Origin of the sequence: Amycolatopsis suaedae (genome assembly GCF_004214935.1) — a bacterium.
In the GTDB taxonomy this organism is placed as follows: Bacteria; Actinomycetota; Actinomycetes; order Mycobacteriales; family Pseudonocardiaceae; genus Amycolatopsis; species Amycolatopsis suaedae.
Genome location: NZ_SFCC01000001.1, coordinates 80,676 through 98,384, shown reverse-complemented (window position 1 = coordinate 98,384; position 17,709 = coordinate 80,676). Strand labels below are relative to the sequence as shown.

Genomic DNA, 17,709 nt, shown 5'->3' with positions numbered 1-17,709 from the left:
ACTCACGGCCGAGGGACACGCCTTCGGCCAAGGACCTGCTCAGTGTACGGAGTGACTCACCCGTTCGGGTGGAGGGGCGTGGCGACGAGTTCCACCTCGAAGCCCTGGCCGTTCACCAGGAACGCGGCGTAGTGGTCCGGCCCGCCCGCGTGCGGGTAGCGGTCGGCGAACAGCGGTGTCCAGCCGTGGGCGGCGGCGTCGGCGGCCAGCGCGTCGACCCGGTCGCGGCCGGACACGTGCAGTGCCAGGTGGTTCAGGCCCGGGCGCAGGCGGTCGTGCTCGGCTGCGGTGAGGGCGGGCGACTGCTCCAGCACGAGGTAGGTCGGCCCGAGCCGCCAGCTGACGCCGTGGCGCCATTGCTGGAAGCGGCGCCAGCCCAGGCTGCCGAGCAGCCAGTCGAAGCCGGGCAGCGCGGCGTCGAGGTCGCCGATCCACAGCTCGACGTGGTGCAGGCGCCCGTGCGTGCCCGGCAGGGCGACGTGCACGCGGTGCTCGGCGCCGTAGTGGAAGCCGCCGCCGACCTCGAGGAATCCCAGGCGCTCCACCAGTTTCCGGCTGGGCACGTTGTCCTCGCGCACCAGTGCCCAGATCGCGGGCAGGCCCAGTTCGCCGAGCCCGTAGCCGAGCAGGCGCGCGGCGGCCTCGGTGGCCAGGCCGCGCCCGCCGACGGCGCGGGCCAGCGCGTAGCCGATTTCCGGGACGCCGCCGGGCAGTTCCCACGAGGGGCGCAGGTGCGCCACCCCGACGGCGGCGCCCTCGTACTCGATGGCCCAGTGGCCGAGCCCGGCCGGGCCGTCGTAGGACAGCCTCCTGGCCATCATGGCGTCGAACTCGGCCGGGTCGCTCAGGTCGGCCTCGAAGTACCGGCTCATCTCCGGGTCGCGGTAGTGCGGCCGCAGCACCTCGGCGTCGGCGGGTTCCAGTCCGCGCAGGGTGAGCCGCTCCGAGCGCAGGACCGGGACGCCGGTCACGTCCGTTCGGCCAGCCAGCGGATGGCCAGCGGGTAGCCCTCGACACCGAACCCGGCCATGACGGCGGTGGCCACGTCGGACAGCACGCTGTGGTGGCGGAACTGCTCGCGCCGGTGCACGTTGCTGATGTGCAGTTCGACGAGCGGCGCGGTCAGCTGGCTGGCCGCGTCGCGTACGGCGATCGAGTAGTGGGTCCAGGCGGCGGCGTTGAGCACGACCGGCACCCCGGCGTCGGCGGCCTCGTGCAGCCAGCCGATCATCTCGCTCTCGTCGTCGGTCTGGCGCACCACGACCTCGCGGCCGAGGGCCTTGCCGGTCTCCTCGCACAGGGCGACCAGCTCGTCGTGGGTGGTCGCGCCGTAGATCAGCGGCTCGCGGGCGCCGAGCCTGCCCAGGTTGGGGCCGTTGAGGACGTGGATGGTCACAGCAGCACGCTCCCGGTGGAGGTCGTGTCGTCGGCGATGGCCGAGTAGGCGGCGGCCAGCAGGGCCGGGTCGGGGCCTTCCAGGCGGCCCGGCTTGGCCAGGCCGTCGAGGACGACGAACCGCAGCATCCCGGACCGGGTCTTCTTGTCCGAGCGCATGCCCTCCAGCAGCTGGGGCAGGGCGTCGGGGTCGTAGGTGACCGGCAGCCCGAGCAGGCGCAGCACGGCGGCGTGCCGGTCGGCGGTGGCGTCGTCGAGCCGGCCGGCCAGGCGGGCCAGTTCGGCGGCGAAGACCAGACCGACGCTGACCGCCGCGCCGTGCCGCCAGCGGTAACGCTCGCGGCGTTCGATGGCGTGGCCGAGGGTGTGGCCGTAGTTGAGGATCTCCCGCAGGCTGGACTCCCGCAGGTCGGCGGCGACGACGTCGGCCTTGACCTGGATGGCCCGGCGCACCAGCTCGCCCAGGACGTCGCCGGCCGGGTCGGTGGCGGCCGCCGGGTCGGCCTCGATCAGCTCCAGGATGCGCGGGTCGGCGATGAAGCCCGCCTTCACGACCTCGGCCATGCCGGCGATCAGTTCGTTGCGCGGCAGGGTTTCCAGCGTGGCCAGGTCGACCAGCACCGCGTTCGGTTCGTGGAAGACGCCGACGAGGTTCTTGCCGGCCTCGGTGTTGATGCCGGTCTTGCCGCCGACGGCGGCGTCGACCATGCCCAGCAGCGTGGTGGGGACGTTGACCAGGCCGACGCCACGCATCCAGGTACCGGCGACGAACCCGGCGAGGTCGGTGACCGCACCGCCGCCCAGGCCGACGACGACGCCCTGGCGGTCGAGGCCGATCCGGCCGAGCACCTCCCAGCAGAAGCCGGCGACCGACAGTGCCTTGCCGTCCTCGGCGTCGGGGATCTCCACGCGGTGCGCGTCCAGGCCGGCCTCGGTGAGCGACTCGCGGACCGCCTCGGCGGTGGTGGTCAGCGTCGGCGGGTGGATCAGCGCCACCTTCGAGGCGCCCGCGAGGACGTCGGTCAGCTCGCCCAGCAGGCCCCTGCCGACGATGACCGGGTACGGCCTGCCGGTGGCGACCTCGATGCGGACCGGGTCGGTCATGACACTCCGTTCTCGGTGGGAATGGTCAGGTTCAGCTTGGCGACCACCTGCTCGACGATCTCGGCGGGCCCGTGGTGGTCGGTGTCGACCTCGACGGTGGCCACCTCGCGGTAGAGCGGCAGCCGGGCGTCCAGCAGCTGCTTGTAGGTGGCGCGCGGGTTCACCCCGGCCAGCAGCGGCCGGGCCGAGGACAGCCCGACCCGGCGCACCCCCTCGGCCATGCCGACGTTGAGGAACACGACGGCGTGCCCCGCGAGCCGGGCCCTGGTCGCGGCCGACAGCACCGCGCCGCCGCCCAGCGACAGCACGCCGGGGTGCTCGGCGAGCGCGGTGGCGATCGCCGACTCCTCCAGCGCGCGGAACGCCGGCTCGCCGTCGTCGGTGAAGATGTCGGAGATCGGCTTGCCAGCTCCGGCGACGATGTCGTCGTCGCTGTCGCGGAACGGCACCGCGAGCCGCCGGGCCAGCAGCGGCCCGACGGTGCTCTTGCCGGAGCCGGGCGGGCCGACCACGACCGCCGCCGGTGTCACCACCGCTCCTCCAGGGCACGCAGGTAACCCTCGACGTTGCGCCGGCTCTCGGCCAGCGAGTCGCCGCCGAACTTCTCCGCCGCCGCGTCGGCCAGGATCAGCGCGACGACGGACTCCAGCACCACCCCGGCCCTGGGCACCGCGCACACGTCGGAGCGCTGGTGGATGGCCACCGCGGGCTCCCCGGTCACGACGTCCACAGTGGACAGTGCTTTGGGGACGGTGGAAATCGGCTTCATGGCGACGCGCACGCGCAGCGGTTCGCCGTTGGTGATGCCTCCCTCCAGTCCGCCCGCGCGGTTGGACCGCCGGGTCACCCCGACCGGCCCGGATCCGCGGTCGATCTCGTCGTGTGCCTGGCTGCCCCACCGGGTCGCCGTGGTGAAGCCGTCGCCGACCTCGACGCCCTTCATGGCCTGCACGCCCATCAGCGCGCCGGCCAGCCGCGCGTCCAGCCTGCGGTCCCAGTGCACGTGGGACCCGAGGCCGGGCGGCAGCCCGTAGGCGATCACCTCGATGACGCCGCCGACGGTGTCACCGGCCTTCCGCACGGCGTCGACCTCGGCCACCATCGCCTCGGTGCCCTCGGCGCTGAACGCCCGCACGGGGCTCTCGTCGATGGCCGCCAGGTCGCCCGGGCCGGGCAGCGGCCCGTCCGGGGCCGCCGCGCCGCCGATCGACACGACGTGGCTGATCACCTCCACCCCGAGCAGCTGCCGCAGGTAGGCCCGCGCGACCGTGCCCAGCGCCGTCCTCGACGCGGTCTCCCTGGCGCTGGCGCGCTCCAGGACGGGACGGGCCTCGTCGAAGCCGTACTTCTGCATGCCGGGCAGGTCGGCGTGGCCGGGCCGCGGGCGGGTCAGCGGCTCGTTGCGGGCGAGCCCGGCCAGCTCGGCCGCATCGACCGGGTCGGCCGCCATCACCTTCTCCCACTTGGGCCACTCGGAGTTCTCGATGCGCACCGCGATGGGGCCACCCTGGGTGAGGCCGTGGCGGACGCCGCCGAGAAACTCGATGTGGTCGGTCTCGAAGCCCATCCGGGGACTCCGGCCGAACCCGAGCCGCCTGCGGGCCAGCTGTTCGGTCACCTCGGCGGTGGTGATCTCGACACCGGCCACCATGCCTTCGAGCACGGCGGCCAGGGCGGGACCGTGCGATTCACCTGCGGTTATCCAGCGCAACACGCGTCGATCCTGTCATGGGCGCGCCACGGTCAGTGCAGCGGCATCACCCCCGGCGCGGAGGACACCAGCACCGTGGCGCCGAGCATCCCCGGACCGTGTGGCACGCCGTCGCGCCAGCCCCGCAGCCCGCGTAGCCGCGCGTAGCCCACCAGCGCCAGCGTGACCACCGCCGCGAGGACCGCCGCCAGCGCCGGAGCCGTCCAGCCGACCGCGCCCAGGACGCCGCCCAGGCTGCCGGAGAGCTTGACGTCGCCCGCCCCCAGCGCGCCGGGTGCGGCCAGGCACACCACGCCGTGCGCGGCCGCGAACAGCACCGCGGTGGCCAGCGCCCGCCCGGCGAGTCCCGGACCGCCGCCCAGCGCGGCGGCACCGACCGCGACGCCCAGTACCGGGTAGGCCGTCAGCGTGAGCGGGTTCGGCAGCCGCCGGTACCGCAGGTCGGCGGCCACCAGGGGCACGGCGAGCGCGGTGAGCAGCAGCGGCACCGGCAGCCACCACGGTGGCCACCAGTCACCGGCACACAGTCCGAAGACGGCCCAGCACAGCCCGGTGACGAGTGCGCAGCCGCACTCGCTCACCACCGCGGGCGGGCTGGCCGCCCGGGACAGCCGGGCCGCCGCGAAGCCCGCTGCCGAGCCGGTGAGCGCGAGGAGGGGAACGAAGATCGGGTCCACGGGACAAGCCTGTGACCAGGCACTTCACCGGCGCAACCCCTCCGGCGCGAGTGGGCGGGTCGTGCGGCGCCGGGTGTCCGAACGGGCCGTTGGCGGGCGCACGCGGCCGCCGCGAACGGCACTTCCCGCGCGGCGCCGCCGCGGCAGGCCCGGGTGCCAGGCGCACGGCGAAAGCACGTGAAGGGAGCCTTCATTACGTGAGACGTCAGGGTCCCGGCAAAGTCGGTGTCCAGCGGGGTGGGTGGTGGTCCTGAGCGCAGGACTCGCGGGCCGGAATGCAGAACTCGCGTGCGTGAGCGCAGAACTCACGATGTGGACGCCGGTTCTCCCGTGGCGCCGGTCGCCCCGCGTGAACGGCCCGCTCGCGCGAGTCGTCCGTTCCGACCCCGCGAGTTGTCCGTTCCCGCCCGGCTGGTTGCACTGTCCGGCGCGCCGGTTGCGGATCGCGAGACGTGGCCCGGCCCAGGCTCGTGAAGGCCACCTTCATTACGTGTGACGTGGTGATGGTGGCCTTCACGAGCTTCGGCACCGCGCCCGCGGCGAAGCCGACCCGCACCGGTCGGGCCGTCGGCGTCTGGACTGACGAGCCCCAAGCTCGCGCAGCGAGCGACGGCGAGGAGGGAAGACGCCGGCTGAAGGGCCCGACCGCGCACGCCGCGAAGCAAGGGCAGATATTACGGCTGCCAGCGCATCAGGGGACGGCCGCTGGCGCTGCGGATCTCCAGGGAGTCGATGTCCGCCCGGCGCAGCGGGGTGCCGACCGAGATGCGCGCGGTGTCCTGGGGCACGGCGTGCCAGGAGGCGAGCTGGTCGACCGCGCCGTCGGAGCGGACGGCCACCAGCACGTAGTCGCCGACCCTGCCGCCGCGGTAGCTGCAGGCCATGTCGATCTGCGAGCCCCAGTCGCGGTCGGCGAGCTCGACGCTGGCCTGCACGGGGAACTCACCGAGCGGGGTCATGGCGGTGCCCACGGTGTCGTCGCGCGGCGGCAGCACGACCAGGCTTACCACCAGCGCAGCGCAGGCGGCCGCCGCGGTCACGCCCGAGGCGACGGTCAGCCACAGCCGCCTGCGCCGGTAGCGGCGGACGCCACGCATCAGCGACGGCCGCAGCTGCGGCGGGGGCTCCGCGGCGAACGCCGCCGGATCGACCTGGGACAGCAGCCCGGGCAGGCCGGCGATCTCCCGCACCGCCTGGGAACACTCCCGGCAGGTTTTCATGTGGGTCTCGTAGGCGTGCCGGTCCTCCGGGGACAGCGAGCCCAGCACGTACGCCGCGTCGTAGGTGGCGAACGGGTCCCTCACTGGCTCACCCCCCGTTCCTCCAGCGCCAGCCGCAGGGCGCGCAGGGCGTAGTGGGTGCGCGACTTGACGGTCCCCTCGGCGATGCCCAGCCGGCGCGCGGCGTCGGCCACGGAGAATCCCTGGAAGAAGCACAGCACGAGCACCTCACGGTGCCGTTGCGACAGCTGCTCCAGCGCCTCGGCCACCAGCCAGCCCTGGACGGCCCGCTCGGTGTCGTCCGGGACGGCCTGCTCGGGCGGCAGATCGGTGCTCACCTCGGACCGCGACGCGGCCGAGCGCCAGCCGTCGATGGCGATGCGCCGGGCGACGGTGAACAGCCACGCCCGCGCCGAGCCCTGCGACTGGTCCAGCACCTTCGGATGCCGCCAGGCCCGCAGCAGCGTCTCCTGCACGACGTCCTCGGCCCGGGCGGCGTCTCCCCCGGTCAGCGCCAGCGCGTGGGACCACAGCGCGCCGGCATGGTCGTCGTGCAGCGCGCGCATCAACTCGTCTTCCGGCGCGTCGTTCACGCGGCGGTGTCCGCTCGCCGCCCGTCGCGCATCACCAGGCCCGCGAGGCCGAACACGACGCAGGCCGCCTCGGCGACCGCGGCCCACACCTGGGGCGAGCCCCAGGACAGGTCGTTGCGCATGCCGAACAGCCCCACGGTGACCGAGAGGAAGAACGCGGCGAGCGTGGCCGCGCCGAAGCCGGCCGCGGCCAGCATCGGCAGCCAGTGCTGCCAGGTCAGCACGGCGATGGCGATGATCGCTCCGGCGGCGACGTTGACCAGGAACAACGGCCCGATCACGTCGATGTCGCGGTAGCCGACCAGCCACAGGTCGAGGTGGACCCAGGCCGACCCGAGCAGGCCGGCGACCACCAGAATCCGCAAAACCCAACCGACCATGGCGCGCTCCCTGTGCCGTGCGGCAGACCCTACCTCTCAACACGAGACAGACCGCCGTTCGGTTCACATCGGCGCCCGGATTGAACCGAACCGGTTGCCGTCTCGTGTCGCACGGTATGACTGCCGAACTGCACACCCGCCGCACCGCCCTGACCGCCGGAGCCGCCGTCGCCGCGGGCGCGGCCGGAATGGTCACGCTCGCCGCCTGCGGGAGCGACGAACCCGCCACCGGGCCGAACGCCCCGCTGGCCGCGCTCAACGACATCCCGGTCGGCCAGGCGAAGATCGTCGCCGGGCCGGGCGACGAGGAGGTCGTGGTCGCCCGCCCGACCGAGTCGACGGCCGCGGCGTTCAGCGCCACCTGCACCCACCAGGGCTGCAAGGTCAAGGCGGAGGGCGCCAGCCTCACCTGCCCGTGCCACGGATCGGTGTTCGACGCCCTCACCGGCGCGGTCCGCACCGGTCCGGCGGACAAGCCGCTGCCCGCCGTCCCGGTGAAGGTGGAGAACGGCCAGATCCTCAGCGCCTGAGCTGTCAGCCGCCCCAGGTGAACAGGTCTTCGCCGGGGGCGACGTCCACGTCCACGTTCAGTCCGGACAGCACCTCGGCGGTGGCGTCCAGCGCCACGACGGGCACCACCGCCGAGAAACCGGCGGCGGTCACCGCCTCCGGGTCCCAGCTGACCAGCGGCTGTCCCGCGCGGACGGACTCACCCTTGACCACGTGCAGGGTGAAGCCCTCGCCCTTCTGCTTCACGGTGTCGATGCCGAGGTGCACGAGCACCCCGCGGCCGTCCGCTGTGGACACCACGAAGGCGTGCGGATGCAGGGTGACGACCGTGCCGTCGACCGGCGCGACGGCGTCGGACCGCCCGCCGGCGGGCTGCACCGCGATGCCGGGGCCCACCATCGCCTGCGCGAACACCGGATCGGGCACATCGGACATCGCCACGGTCCGCCCGCTGACCGGGCTCAGGATCCGCAGGCTCACATCAGGTCCTCGATGTCGCTGGCGATCGTGTCGGCCTCCGGGCCCACGATCACCTGGACGACCGAACCAGCCTTCACCACGCCGATCGCACCGGCGGCCTTGAGCGCGGGCTCGTCGACGAGGGAGCCGTCCTCCAGCTCACACCGCAGGCGCGTGATGCAACCCTCGATCTCGATCACATTGTCCGCGCCGCCCAGCGCCGCGAGAATCTTCTCCGGCCTCTCGTCCGCCACCGGTGACCTCCTGTTTCGTCGCACCTGCACCCTGTGTGCCAAACATTGTTACGCCGATCGCCGGTACCCCGCGCCGCTCCCGAGCACGAACTCGTAACGGCTGTTGACACCTGCTCCGATCGGGGAGCATCCTGCCCCATCAATGAATGGTCTAGACCGGAACGTACCACTACCGGCGGGCCGGCGGCAGGACCGGAGGTGATGGGGTGAGCGCGGCGGCGTTTCCCACACCCTCCGACCGGGTGGTCGACGGCCCGACGCCGAAGCACGCCCAGCTCAGGGAGATCCTGCGCAAGGCCGTCGAACGCGAACTGCCTCCCGGCTCGCCGATTCCGTCCGAACGGGAACTCGCCGAGCGCTACCAGGTGTCCCGGCTCACGGTACGGTCCGCCATCGGCAAGCTCGTCGAGGAGGGCCTGCTCTCGCGCGTACGCGGCAAGGGCACGTTCACCGCGACCCGCCGGATCGACCTGCAGCTGTACCTGATGTCGTTCACCGACGACATGCGGCGGCGCGGGCTGGTGCCGACCACCGAGATCCTCGGCACCACCAGCGAGATCCCGCCGACCACGACGGCGAACGCGCTGGGACTCGGCGAGGCACAGGCCGCGTTGCGGCTGCGCAGGCTCCGCCGGGCCGACGGCGTCCCGCTGGCCGTGGAACGCGGCTGGTACCACCCCGACCGCCTGGCCGGGCTGTTCGAACTGGATCTCACCCAGTCGCTCTACGCGCAACTGGCACAGCACTACGACGTCCGTCTCGACCACGCCTGGCAGACCGTCTGGGCGGAGTCGGCGGACAGGGAGACCGCGCGGCTGCTCGGCATCAAGGCCGGCAGCCCGCTCCTGGTCTTCCGCAGGGTCGCCAGCATGAACGGCGATCCGCTGGAGGACATGACGTCCTGGTACCGGGGAGATCACTACCAGGTGACCATGCAGTTGGACCGGAGTTCCCCGGATTCCGGTATTCCTGCCAAACATGGAGGTACCCGATGAGCGCCACCGACGTGGGGGCGAAGGGTAAGGGCAAGGGGCTCGCGGGGCTGCAGCGGTTCGGCCGCAGCCTGATGCTGCCCATTGCGGCACTGCCCGCGGCCGGTCTGCTGTCCCGGCTCGGTCAGGACGACCTACTCGGTAAGGACGGGCTCGGCTGGGACAAGGTCGCCGCCGTGCTCGGCGCGGCCGGCGGTGGCCTGTTCGACTGGCTACCGCTGCTGTTCGCGGTCGGTATCGCGGTCGGTTTCGCCCGCAAGGGTGACGGCTCGACCGGTGTGGCGGCCGTCGTCGGTTTCGTCGTGTTCAACAAGGTCGTGCAGGTCTTCGCCCCGATCAAAGAACTGGAGGGCTTCAAGGAAGGCTGGTTCCTCGCACCGATCTACTGGCCGTACAGCGTGCTCGGCGGTGTGATCGTCGGCCTGGTCACCGCGGTGCTGTGGCAGCGGTTCCACCGCATCAAGCTCCCGCCGTACCTGGCCTTCTTTGGCGGCCGCCGGTTCGTGCCGATCATCAACTCGCTGGTCCTGCTGGTTCTCGGCGTCATCTTCGGCCTGGTGTTCGAGTATGTCAACGCCGGCATCCACAACCTCGGCGAGATCGTCACAGGCAACGCGGTGGTCGGCGGCGGCATCTACGGCTTCCTCAACCGCCTGCTGATCCCGATCGGTCTGCACCAGCTGCTCAACGTGCCGGTGTGGTTCATCTTCGACGGTGGCGACCTGACCAACTTCATGGTCAAGGCCGACCCGACAGCGGGCACGTTCATGACCGGGTTCTTCCCGATCTTCATGTTCGCGCTGCCCGCGGCGGCGCTGGCGATCTGGCAGAGCGCCCAGCCGAGCCAGAAGAAGGTCGTCGGCGGTGTGATGATCGCTGCGGCGTTCACTTCGTTCCTCACCGGCGTCACTGAGCCGATCGAGTTCGCGTTCATGTTCGTGGCCTGGCCGCTGTACCTGATCCACGCGCTGCTCACCGGTATCTCGTTGGCACTGGTCAACGCACTCGACATCCATCTCGGCTTCAACTTCTCGGCGGGTGCGATCGACTTCGCGCTCAACTCGACAAGTAAACAAGCGAGTTCCAACGTGTGGCTGCTGCTGGTGATCGGCGTGATCTACGCGGCGATCTACTATGTGCTGTTCCGCTGGGTCATCACAAAGTGGAACATCCGCACGCCAGGCCGTGAGGACGATTCGGTCGAGCAGGATCTCGAAGCAACCGCGGCGAAGAACCGCTGAAGTTCAGTACGGAAAGGACGGTCATGCCGGAACGACGTGTCACGGTCGCCAGCAAGGTGGGGCTGCACGCCCGCCCCGCCGCGCTGGTCGCCAAGGCGGCAGCGGAACAGCCGGTTCAGGTCAGCATCGCCAAGGACGGCGGGCCCCCGGTCCCGGCGGGCAGCATGCTGAACCTGATGACGCTGGCCGCCGCACACGGTGACGAGGTGGTCATCTCCGCCGAGGGCGAGGGTGCCCAGGCCGCGGTGGATGCCATCGCCGACCTGGTGGCCAGCGACCTCGACGCGTAACCGCAGCACAGCGCAGAGCCACGACGCCCGCGTGTGGTGGCTCTGCGCTGTGGCTCGTAGGCTGTCCTACGGGCAGCCACTTCACCAGGTGACCAACGACTCGACGAGATGGCGCTCGCTAACAACAGGTCGCCAACGAGCACCTCGAGGCGTAAGTAACCACGTTCAGGTCGCGCCACTGGAGCGACGACAGCCGTCGGATTTTTGCCCACTTCGGGCTCCATGGGACAACGCCCCGTTCCACCAATGGCGCTCACACCTAAAGCCAAGCGCCTCCGGACCGCCACGCTATCGGCTCCGGCCCACCGATCGAACACCCACAGCGCGCCAAGGCCGTGAGCCTGGAACCCCGCAGCCAACATTCCTACGACTGAGCCAATCGCCTTCCGTAGTCTTTCTTACGACCAGTATCGGACTTCAGGCTCTGACACTTTAATCCATTCCCACTTTCCTTCACAAAGCCGCAAAATCTCCTGTGAACCATCTCTACGGGTCAGCTGGCTTTGATCGCTAGGATCTTCCAGGGCGCGTGCTGTCGCACAAGATCAGGCACATACCCCCTCCGAGCGGCAACAGCGTTGCCTTTAGCAGCGAGAAGCTCGGTGAACTCGATAGCCCGCCTCCTGCGGCGCCGTCGTAGGACGGGATTGACTGCGTACGCCGCGACGACCCTCGCCTCCTCGGTCGACTACACCTGGATGTGCGGTACTTGTTGAGTCGCCGAGCACTGTGCCGTCAGTGGTGTCGAGCACGGAGACAATGCTCGTAATGCCGAGCGAACGTAGTTTCCGCTGCGTCGTCCGGCCAACCTGGCGCCATCAACAGCACCGCCAGAGTCACGCAGCGCCTCGAACTTCGCTTGTTCGACACTAGGACCAGGCTTCAACTGCCACAAACGGCAGTTTCCAGCAGCCCTCCTTCTATATTTCTATAAGCTGGCGGCAACATGCGCCGACCAAGCATTCGTTCACCCAGATAGCGGTACGAGTTCAATCGCACATCGGTATAGCTTAAAATCGCTAGCACTAATCGACGACAATTGTCGTACTTTTCACGACAATCAGATCATCTTTCACTTTTAAGATCACAGAAAGAAGTTTCACAAAGAAGAGGGGTAGCAGCAGTATGAAAAACGAGCAAAGATTCTTTCTTCAAGAACTTGAATCGGACTTGATTGGCCAGCAAGTTAACCAATCTCTCACCCACCGCAAGCATACGGCAAAGATTGGCAGTCTCGCCGCAGTACTGCTCGCAACAGCGTCCTTCTTCGCCATATCAGCAGGAACCGCAAGCGCTACCCAGTCCGCCGACTCGTCAGTCCGTAACGATTGTCACACTTTGATGCGACCCAATTTCAGGGCCAGTTCGCATACAAAGTCTTGCGGAGCCGCCTGGAGCGAGTTTCGCTATATCCGAAGCCACAGGCCTAACCATGTCACACTATGTCACGTATTCCACCATACCTTCACCGGCGCCTGCGGCACCAAAGAAGATTTGGGCTATAAAGAGGCATGCGGGCAAGGGTTCTAGAACCTAGGTTTCCGACACTGGCCGCGGATTCTTGCCAGGTAAACACGGCAGGAATCCGCGGCATTACCTATGTGATCAGTAAGGGTCAAATGCCTCACAGTGCACCTGACAACAGCTCCGTAGATAGCTTAGGGCCTTGGATCTCTCAACTCTTCACACCAACCCTCGACCTCAATGTCAACAGTGAGCACCGTAACGACTGTACAGTTAGCATTGTAATTCTGAGCAGAAATGAAGAGCGGTGCATCTCGCGCTGTCTCGACAGTATCATCGGACATCAATTCGATTACGTCCTCGTAGTGGATACCGGATCAACTGACAACACTATCCAGATAGTAGAGGGTTACAAGGATGGAGGGGTTGAGTTAATTGAGACACCTTGGCAAGATTCATTCAGCAACGTACGAAATCTTGCCCTAGAAGCGCTCACTTCTAAATGGGTTGTATTCGTCGACGCAGACGAGTGGGTATCCGAGAAATCTGGACCATATCTCAAGAAGTGCCTTTCGTCGATCGACCGAATCGAAGACGTAAACCAGCTCGTCTTCGCGCCCAGAATACACGACGTGGATAATCACATAACAACTACCGACGTTCCACGTATCTTTCGAGCAGATGCCAGCATTAGATTCAAAGGACCAGTGCACGAGTACCCTTACAATACGACTGACGGCTCACCACTCGGTGTGGTCGGCTTAAACATCGACTTCTTACACGACGGCTACAACCAAAGCGTCGTTCAAGATAAGGCCAAGCGCGAGCGAAACCTTCGCCTACTTTCCGATGCGCGCCGCATCGAGCCCACAAATCCACGGTGGCTGTATTACACAATTCGGGACTCTCTGCCCACACTCGATGGCCCAAGTATTGGAAAGCTATGTGGCGCCCTTTTCGAATTGTTGGATACACGGGAAAGCAATGGGGATTGGAGAACTGTCCATGAATACTACGCGCTCGCACTAGTTCAGACATGTCAACGTCTTGCCAATCTAGAACTATGGTTTGCAGTACTCGACCATTGCGACAAGCTGGAACAACTGGCCGGGGGAAGACATCCCGACGCACACTACTTTCGTTCAGTCTTCGCCCTACTAGATGGAAGCGCTGACGAGCACGATCTACTAGACACGATTAGGGTAAGACAAGACGAACAGCTAGTCGCCAGCAGTTCACTCTCCCGCGCGGGAGGACATCTGGACGCTCTAATCGCTGAACTACTATCCGAGTTGCGCGGCAGAACGGAAGGCGCCCGATACCGTGAGCTGTGCTCCCCTTGGACCGACGCATTGTTCGACCGCTCGGTTCTGCGAAGGGATAATGACCACGAATTGCCGCCCGCCTCTTTAGATCCAGCTGGATGATTACCTCAATGTTGGACTTACACGCCCGAGTCACCTCTCATGCCGCGCCCGCAGCGGGCGCAAGAGCACGGGTCCGTAAGGTGAGCGTATGGAAAGCCTGCTCCCTCTCGAGACTTGGCCAGTTGACAACGTGGCGGCCGCGGTGGTGCTGGCCGACGGCACCGTGGCCGGCAGCCACGGCGACACCGCCCGGCCCTACCCGCTGGCGTCGGTGACCAAGCCGCTCACCGCCTACACCGCGCTGATCGCGGTCGAGGAGGGCGTGGTCGAGCTGGACTCGCCGGCCGGTCCCGACGGCGCGACGATCCGGCACCTGCTCGCGCACACCTCCGGCCTGGCGTTCGACGCGCACAAGGTGATGGCACCGCCCGGCGAGCGCAGGCTGTACTCGAACGCGGGATTCGAACAGCTCGCCGACGCACTGGCCGAGCACTCGGGTATCGCCTTCGCCGACTACCAGGCCGAGGCCCTGTTCGGCCCGCTGGGCATGTCGGCGACCAAACTGGACGGTTCCCCCGCGGCGGGCGCTGTGTCCACTGTGGACGACCTGGTGCGGTTCGCCGCCGAGTTGCAGGCACCCACCCTGCTCGACCCGTCGACACTGAGCGCGGCCACCGAGGTCCAGTTCCCCGGCCTGACCGGCGTGCTGCCCGGCTTCGGTCACCAGAAGCCGAACGACTGGGGCCTCGGGTTCGAGATCCGCGACCACAAGAGCCCGCACTGGACCGGCGCGAACAGCTCGCCCCGCACGTTCGGCCACTTCGGACAGTCCGGAACGTTCCTGTGGGTGGACCCGGACGCCGGGGCCGCGTGCGTGGCGCTGACCGACCGCAAGTTCGGCCCGTGGGCGGCACAGGCCTGGCCGGAGTTCACCGACGGCGTGCTGGCCGAGCTAGCCTAGCCGCGACTCCAGCCAGGGACGCAGCACCGGCAGGACGGCACCGGGCTGCATGGCCTGCACGTGATCCAGCCCGTCGAGCACCTCGACGTCCCATCCGGCCGCCGCCAGCTCGGCCCGGCGGGCAACGACCATCCCGCCGATGTCGACGTGCATCCCGCCCCAGCGCTCGCTGTAGTCGATCACGTCGGCCGAGCCGGCGAAGCACAGCCGCGGGCAGGTGAGCCGGGCCTGGGCGGCGGCGTCGTCGAAGCCCTTCAGCGCCTCGTACAGCGTCATGAACTGCCGGGTCTGGCCGGGAGTCATCGTCATCGGAGCCGTGTCCCAGTCGAACTCGCCCTCGGGTGCCGGGTCCTGCCGGGGCCGCAGTGCCAGTTCGTGGGTGGCGGTGGTGCCGGCGAGCATCTCCGCGTACGGCCCGCCCAGCGGCGGGAACCCGCCCATCACCAGCGCCGACAGCCTGCCGGTGCGGATGGCCAGCTGCAGGCCGCTCATGGCCAGCCAGGAGTACCCGTAGAAGGCGAACCGGTCCACCCCGGCGGCGTCGGCGACCGCGAGGATGTCGGCGGTGGTCGTATCCGGGGTCAGCGTGTCCGGCTTGGGGACGGCCAGGCAGTGGCCCTCGTAGTCGAACGCGGTCACCCGGAAGTCCCTGGCCAGGTCCTCGACCAGGGTCGCCCCCAGTGAGGGGTCCACTCCCCACTTGCGCATCTCGTCGGCGGCCGGGCCCTCGACCGGGTCGGGCCGCACAGCCAGCAGCACGTCGGGGCCACTGCCCCGGACGGCGACCTCGATCGTGTTCCCGTCGTGCAGCGTTGCCGTGGGCATGCACGTCCTCCCTATCTCTATACGTTGTAAAGAGATAGGGTACCCGGTCAGGGCCGCATCACGCGGATCGGGTTGCCTGCCTGGTAGGCGGCGATGTCCTCCACCGCGTCGCCGTAGAACACCTCGTACAGGTCGCGGGTGACGTAGCCGATGTGCGGCGTGAGCACGGTGTTCGGCGCCGAACGCAGCGGATGGTCGGCGGGCAGCGGCTCGACGTCGTAGACGTCGACCGCCGCGCGGATGCGGCCGGCGTGCAGGGCCTCCAGCAGTGCCCGCTCGTCGACGATCGGCCCGCGCGAGGTGTTGACCAGCAGCGCGCCCGGCTTCATCAGCGCGAGTTCACCCGCGCCGACCAGGCCGCGGCTGCGGTCGCTGAGCACCAGGTGGACCGACAGCACGTCGGCGCGCCGGAACAGGTCCTCCTTGCTCACCGCGGTGACGTCGTGCTCGGCGGCGCGCTCGGCGGTCAGGTTCTGGCTCCAGGCGATCGTCTCCATGCCGAACACCTGCCCGACCTCGGCCACCCTGGCGCCCAGCCTGCCCAGTCCGAGCAGGCCCAGTGTCTTGCCGGCCAGGCCGGTGCCGAGGGTGGTCTGCCAGCCGCCCGCGTGCATCGACGCCACCTCCGCGGGAAGGTGCCGTGCGGCGGCCAGGATCAGCGCCCAGGTGTGCTCGACGGTCGGCGTCGGCTGGTAGCCGGTGGAGCAGACCACGATCCCCCGCTCGTGCGCGGCGGCGAGGTCGATCGCGGCGTTGCGCCTGCCGGTGCTGACCAGCAGCCGCAGGTCGGTCAGCCGGGCCAGCAACTCGGCGGGGAACCGGGTGCGCTCGCGCATCGCGACGACCACCTCGAAGCCGGCCAGCCTGCGGACCAGCTCGTCGGGATCACCGATGTAGTCGGTGAACACCTCCACCTCGGCGTCGAGCGAGGCCCAGTCGGCCAGGCCCAGCGCCACGTTCTGGTAGTCGTCGAGAATCGCGATCTTCATGCACCGAAGACTAAGGCGTCCACCCGGACCAGGTGGTGGTCGCTGGTGTCGTTCAGCCGCGCCAGCGGCGAGCCGGGCACCGGCCAGAACACCTCGGCGCGCCACGGGACCAGGCCCCACGACGGCAGCACGTAGTCCACGCGCATGTTGCCCGGGGTGGTGTCGGCGAAGTCGCCGGTGTCGAGCCGGGCCGGCCCGCAGTGGGTGGTGTTGGCGCCGCCCTGCTCACGGGCTGCCACGACGGCACCGCGGCTGTCCGGGCGCGGGTCGATCACCCGGGGCGCGTGCAGCAGCCGCTCGATCCCGCCGGGCACGCCGTCGCCGTCGTGCGGGTCGGCGTTGTAGTCACCCGCGACGACGAACTTCGCACCGGACGGCAGCCCGCCACGCCGGCCGGCGTCGTCGTAGACGTACCCGGCCCTGCCGGGCGTGACGTAGTCGGCCCAGAAGCGGGTCTCGTCGTGGTTGCGCCTGCCGTTGCGGTCCTCCGGGCCGTCAAACACCGGCGGTGTCGGATGCGCGACGAGGAAGTGGACGACCTGGCGGCCCACCCGCACCGGCAGGTCCCAGTGGGACTTCGACGACAGCCGCAGCACGTTCAGCGCATCCGGCCCGTACCAGTCGGCGGGCGCCGGGGTGGCCGGGTCGTCGGGCAGCAGGGCGCCCGGCATGTCCTTCCAGCGGAAGTTCCGGAACGTCCGGATGCCCGCGGTGTCGATCGGGAACCGGGACAGCACCAGCATCCCGTACTGCCCCTCGAATTCGCCGAACCCGTGCGCGTCGTTGCCGCCGCCCACCGTGCCGTTGCGGTCCAGGTCGAACCCGGTGGGGACACCGGTGTTGGACGGCGCGGTGTAGACGTACGGGTAGTCGATCGGCTGCGCGCCGCGCTGCCCGACGCGCAGGTAGTTGGCCCGGAACGCGTCGGCGGCGGCGTTGCCCGCGACGTAGTCGAACTCGTTGACCAGCAGCACGTCCGGCCGGTTGCGCTGGATCACCTCGGCTGCCTTGGCCGCCTGTTCGTTGCCCGGTGCGGACAGGTCGGCCAGCAGCTGCCCGGCGCGGGCGCGGTTGAGCGAGGCGTTGAACGTCGCGAACCGCACACTCCTGCCGAAGCCCTCCGGCTCGGCGTGGGCCGCGGCCGGGGTCAGCAGGGCGGCGGTCGTCAGGGCCACCAGCGTGGCCGCGGTCATCCGTCGAGTCACCCGGACACCCTAAACCGGGCGGGTGCCCGACAGGTGCCAAGCACGTGAAGGCCACCTTCATTACGTGAGACG

General features: G+C 69.1%; 20 protein-coding genes. 6 read left to right on the top strand and 14 right to left on the bottom strand.

Annotated features, from left to right (window positions below; translation table 11 throughout):
• Positions 1-56 precede the first annotated feature (56 nt).
• The 9 genes from EWH70_RS00520 to EWH70_RS00480 form a co-directional block, all read right to left on the bottom strand.
• Entirely contained in the window at positions 57-971 is a 915-nt protein-coding gene (locus EWH70_RS00520; RefSeq protein WP_130473189.1) for a GNAT family N-acetyltransferase, read from the bottom strand.
• Positions 968-1,396 (bottom strand): type II 3-dehydroquinate dehydratase, encoded by a 429-nt coding sequence (gene aroQ / locus EWH70_RS00515; RefSeq protein WP_130473188.1) that lies wholly within the window; start codon positions 1,394-1,396, stop codon positions 968-970. Before aroQ ends, EWH70_RS00520 begins: the two co-directional genes overlap by 4 nt.
• Entirely contained in the window at positions 1,393-2,499 is a 1,107-nt protein-coding gene (gene aroB, locus EWH70_RS00510; protein WP_130473187.1) for a 3-dehydroquinate synthase, read from the bottom strand. Before aroB ends, aroQ begins: the two co-directional genes overlap by 4 nt.
• On the bottom strand, positions 2,496-3,029 hold the full coding sequence (locus tag EWH70_RS00505; protein WP_130473186.1) for a shikimate kinase: 534 nt from the start codon (positions 3,027-3,029) through the stop codon (positions 2,496-2,498). Before EWH70_RS00505 ends, aroB begins: the two co-directional genes overlap by 4 nt.
• Positions 3,026-4,213: a chorismate synthase gene (aroC, locus tag EWH70_RS00500; protein WP_130473185.1), complete on the bottom strand. Its 1,188-nt coding sequence runs from the start codon at positions 4,211-4,213 to the stop codon at positions 3,026-3,028. Before aroC ends, EWH70_RS00505 begins: the two co-directional genes overlap by 4 nt.
• Positions 4,214-4,242: 29 nt before the next feature.
• On the bottom strand, positions 4,243-4,887 hold the full coding sequence (locus EWH70_RS00495; RefSeq protein WP_240686719.1) for a prepilin peptidase: 645 nt from the start codon (positions 4,885-4,887) through the stop codon (positions 4,243-4,245).
• A 674-nt stretch (positions 4,888-5,561) separates the two neighbouring features.
• A complete protein-coding gene (locus EWH70_RS00490; RefSeq protein WP_130473184.1) occupies positions 5,562-6,191 on the bottom strand; it encodes an anti-sigma factor family protein in 630 nt (209 codons plus the stop codon).
• The gene (locus EWH70_RS00485) at positions 6,188-6,673 is read right to left on the bottom strand and encodes a sigma-70 family RNA polymerase sigma factor (RefSeq protein ID WP_240686764.1); all 486 of its coding nucleotides are present in this window, start codon (positions 6,671-6,673) and stop codon (positions 6,188-6,190) included. The genes EWH70_RS00490 and EWH70_RS00485 overlap by 4 nt, the downstream gene beginning before the upstream one ends.
• A 23-nt stretch (positions 6,674-6,696) precedes the next feature.
• Positions 6,697-7,080, bottom strand: a complete 384-nt coding sequence (locus tag EWH70_RS00480) for a hypothetical protein (protein WP_130473182.1) — start codon at positions 7,078-7,080, stop codon at positions 6,697-6,699.
• A 116-nt stretch (positions 7,081-7,196) separates the two neighbouring features.
• On the opposite strand from EWH70_RS00480, the gene EWH70_RS00475 reads away from it, so the two are divergent.
• Entirely contained in the window at positions 7,197-7,610 is a 414-nt protein-coding gene (locus EWH70_RS00475; protein ID WP_130473181.1) for a Rieske (2Fe-2S) protein, read from the top strand.
• A gap of 4 nt (positions 7,611-7,614) precedes the next feature.
• Here the strand turns inward: EWH70_RS00475 and EWH70_RS00470 are convergent, their stop codons facing one another.
• On the bottom strand, positions 7,615-8,070 hold the full coding sequence (locus EWH70_RS00470) for a PTS sugar transporter subunit IIA (RefSeq protein WP_130473180.1): 456 nt from the start codon (positions 8,068-8,070) through the stop codon (positions 7,615-7,617).
• Positions 8,067-8,303 carry a PTS sugar transporter subunit IIB gene (locus tag EWH70_RS00465; protein WP_130473179.1) on the bottom strand — a complete coding sequence of 79 codons (237 nt, stop codon included), beginning with the start codon at positions 8,301-8,303 and terminating at the stop codon, positions 8,067-8,069. Before EWH70_RS00465 ends, EWH70_RS00470 begins: the two co-directional genes overlap by 4 nt.
• 206 nt (positions 8,304-8,509) lie before the next feature.
• Between EWH70_RS00465 and EWH70_RS00460 the strand changes: the two genes are divergently transcribed.
• The 5 genes from EWH70_RS00460 (at position 8,510) to EWH70_RS00440 (ending at position 14,618) form a co-directional block, all read left to right on the top strand.
• Positions 8,510-9,298 carry a GntR family transcriptional regulator gene (locus EWH70_RS00460; protein WP_130473178.1) on the top strand — a complete coding sequence of 263 codons (789 nt, stop codon included), beginning with the start codon at positions 8,510-8,512 and terminating at the stop codon, positions 9,296-9,298.
• Entirely contained in the window at positions 9,295-10,536 is a 1,242-nt protein-coding gene (locus EWH70_RS00455; protein WP_130473177.1) for a PTS transporter subunit EIIC, read from the top strand. Before EWH70_RS00460 ends, EWH70_RS00455 begins: the two co-directional genes overlap by 4 nt.
• Positions 10,537-10,559: 23 nt before the next feature.
• Positions 10,560-10,826: an HPr family phosphocarrier protein gene (locus tag EWH70_RS00450; RefSeq protein WP_130473176.1), complete on the top strand. Its 267-nt coding sequence runs from the start codon at positions 10,560-10,562 to the stop codon at positions 10,824-10,826.
• A 1,511-nt stretch (positions 10,827-12,337) separates the two neighbouring features.
• Positions 12,338-13,717: a glycosyltransferase gene (locus tag EWH70_RS36670; protein WP_130473175.1), complete on the top strand. Its 1,380-nt coding sequence runs from the start codon at positions 12,338-12,340 to the stop codon at positions 13,715-13,717.
• An 88-nt stretch (positions 13,718-13,805) separates the two neighbouring features.
• Positions 13,806-14,618, top strand: a complete 813-nt coding sequence (locus EWH70_RS00440; RefSeq protein WP_130473174.1) for a serine hydrolase domain-containing protein — start codon at positions 13,806-13,808, stop codon at positions 14,616-14,618.
• Here the strand turns inward: EWH70_RS00440 and EWH70_RS00435 are convergent.
• From EWH70_RS00435 to EWH70_RS00425, 3 genes are read right to left on the bottom strand one after another with little or no spacing between them, the layout of a single operon-like run.
• Positions 14,610-15,443, bottom strand: coding sequence for an alpha/beta fold hydrolase (locus EWH70_RS00435; protein ID WP_130473173.1), 834 nt, complete (start codon positions 15,441-15,443; stop codon positions 14,610-14,612). The two genes, EWH70_RS00440 and EWH70_RS00435, sit on opposite strands and share 9 nt — an antisense overlap.
• A 47-nt stretch (positions 15,444-15,490) precedes the next feature.
• Positions 15,491-16,432 (bottom strand): D-2-hydroxyacid dehydrogenase family protein, encoded by a 942-nt coding sequence (locus EWH70_RS00430; RefSeq protein WP_130473172.1) that lies wholly within the window; start codon positions 16,430-16,432, stop codon positions 15,491-15,493.
• Positions 16,429-17,625: an endonuclease/exonuclease/phosphatase family protein gene (locus EWH70_RS00425; protein WP_130473659.1), complete on the bottom strand. Its 1,197-nt coding sequence runs from the start codon at positions 17,623-17,625 to the stop codon at positions 16,429-16,431. The genes EWH70_RS00430 and EWH70_RS00425 overlap by 4 nt, the downstream gene beginning before the upstream one ends.
• Positions 17,626-17,709 lie beyond the last annotated feature (84 nt).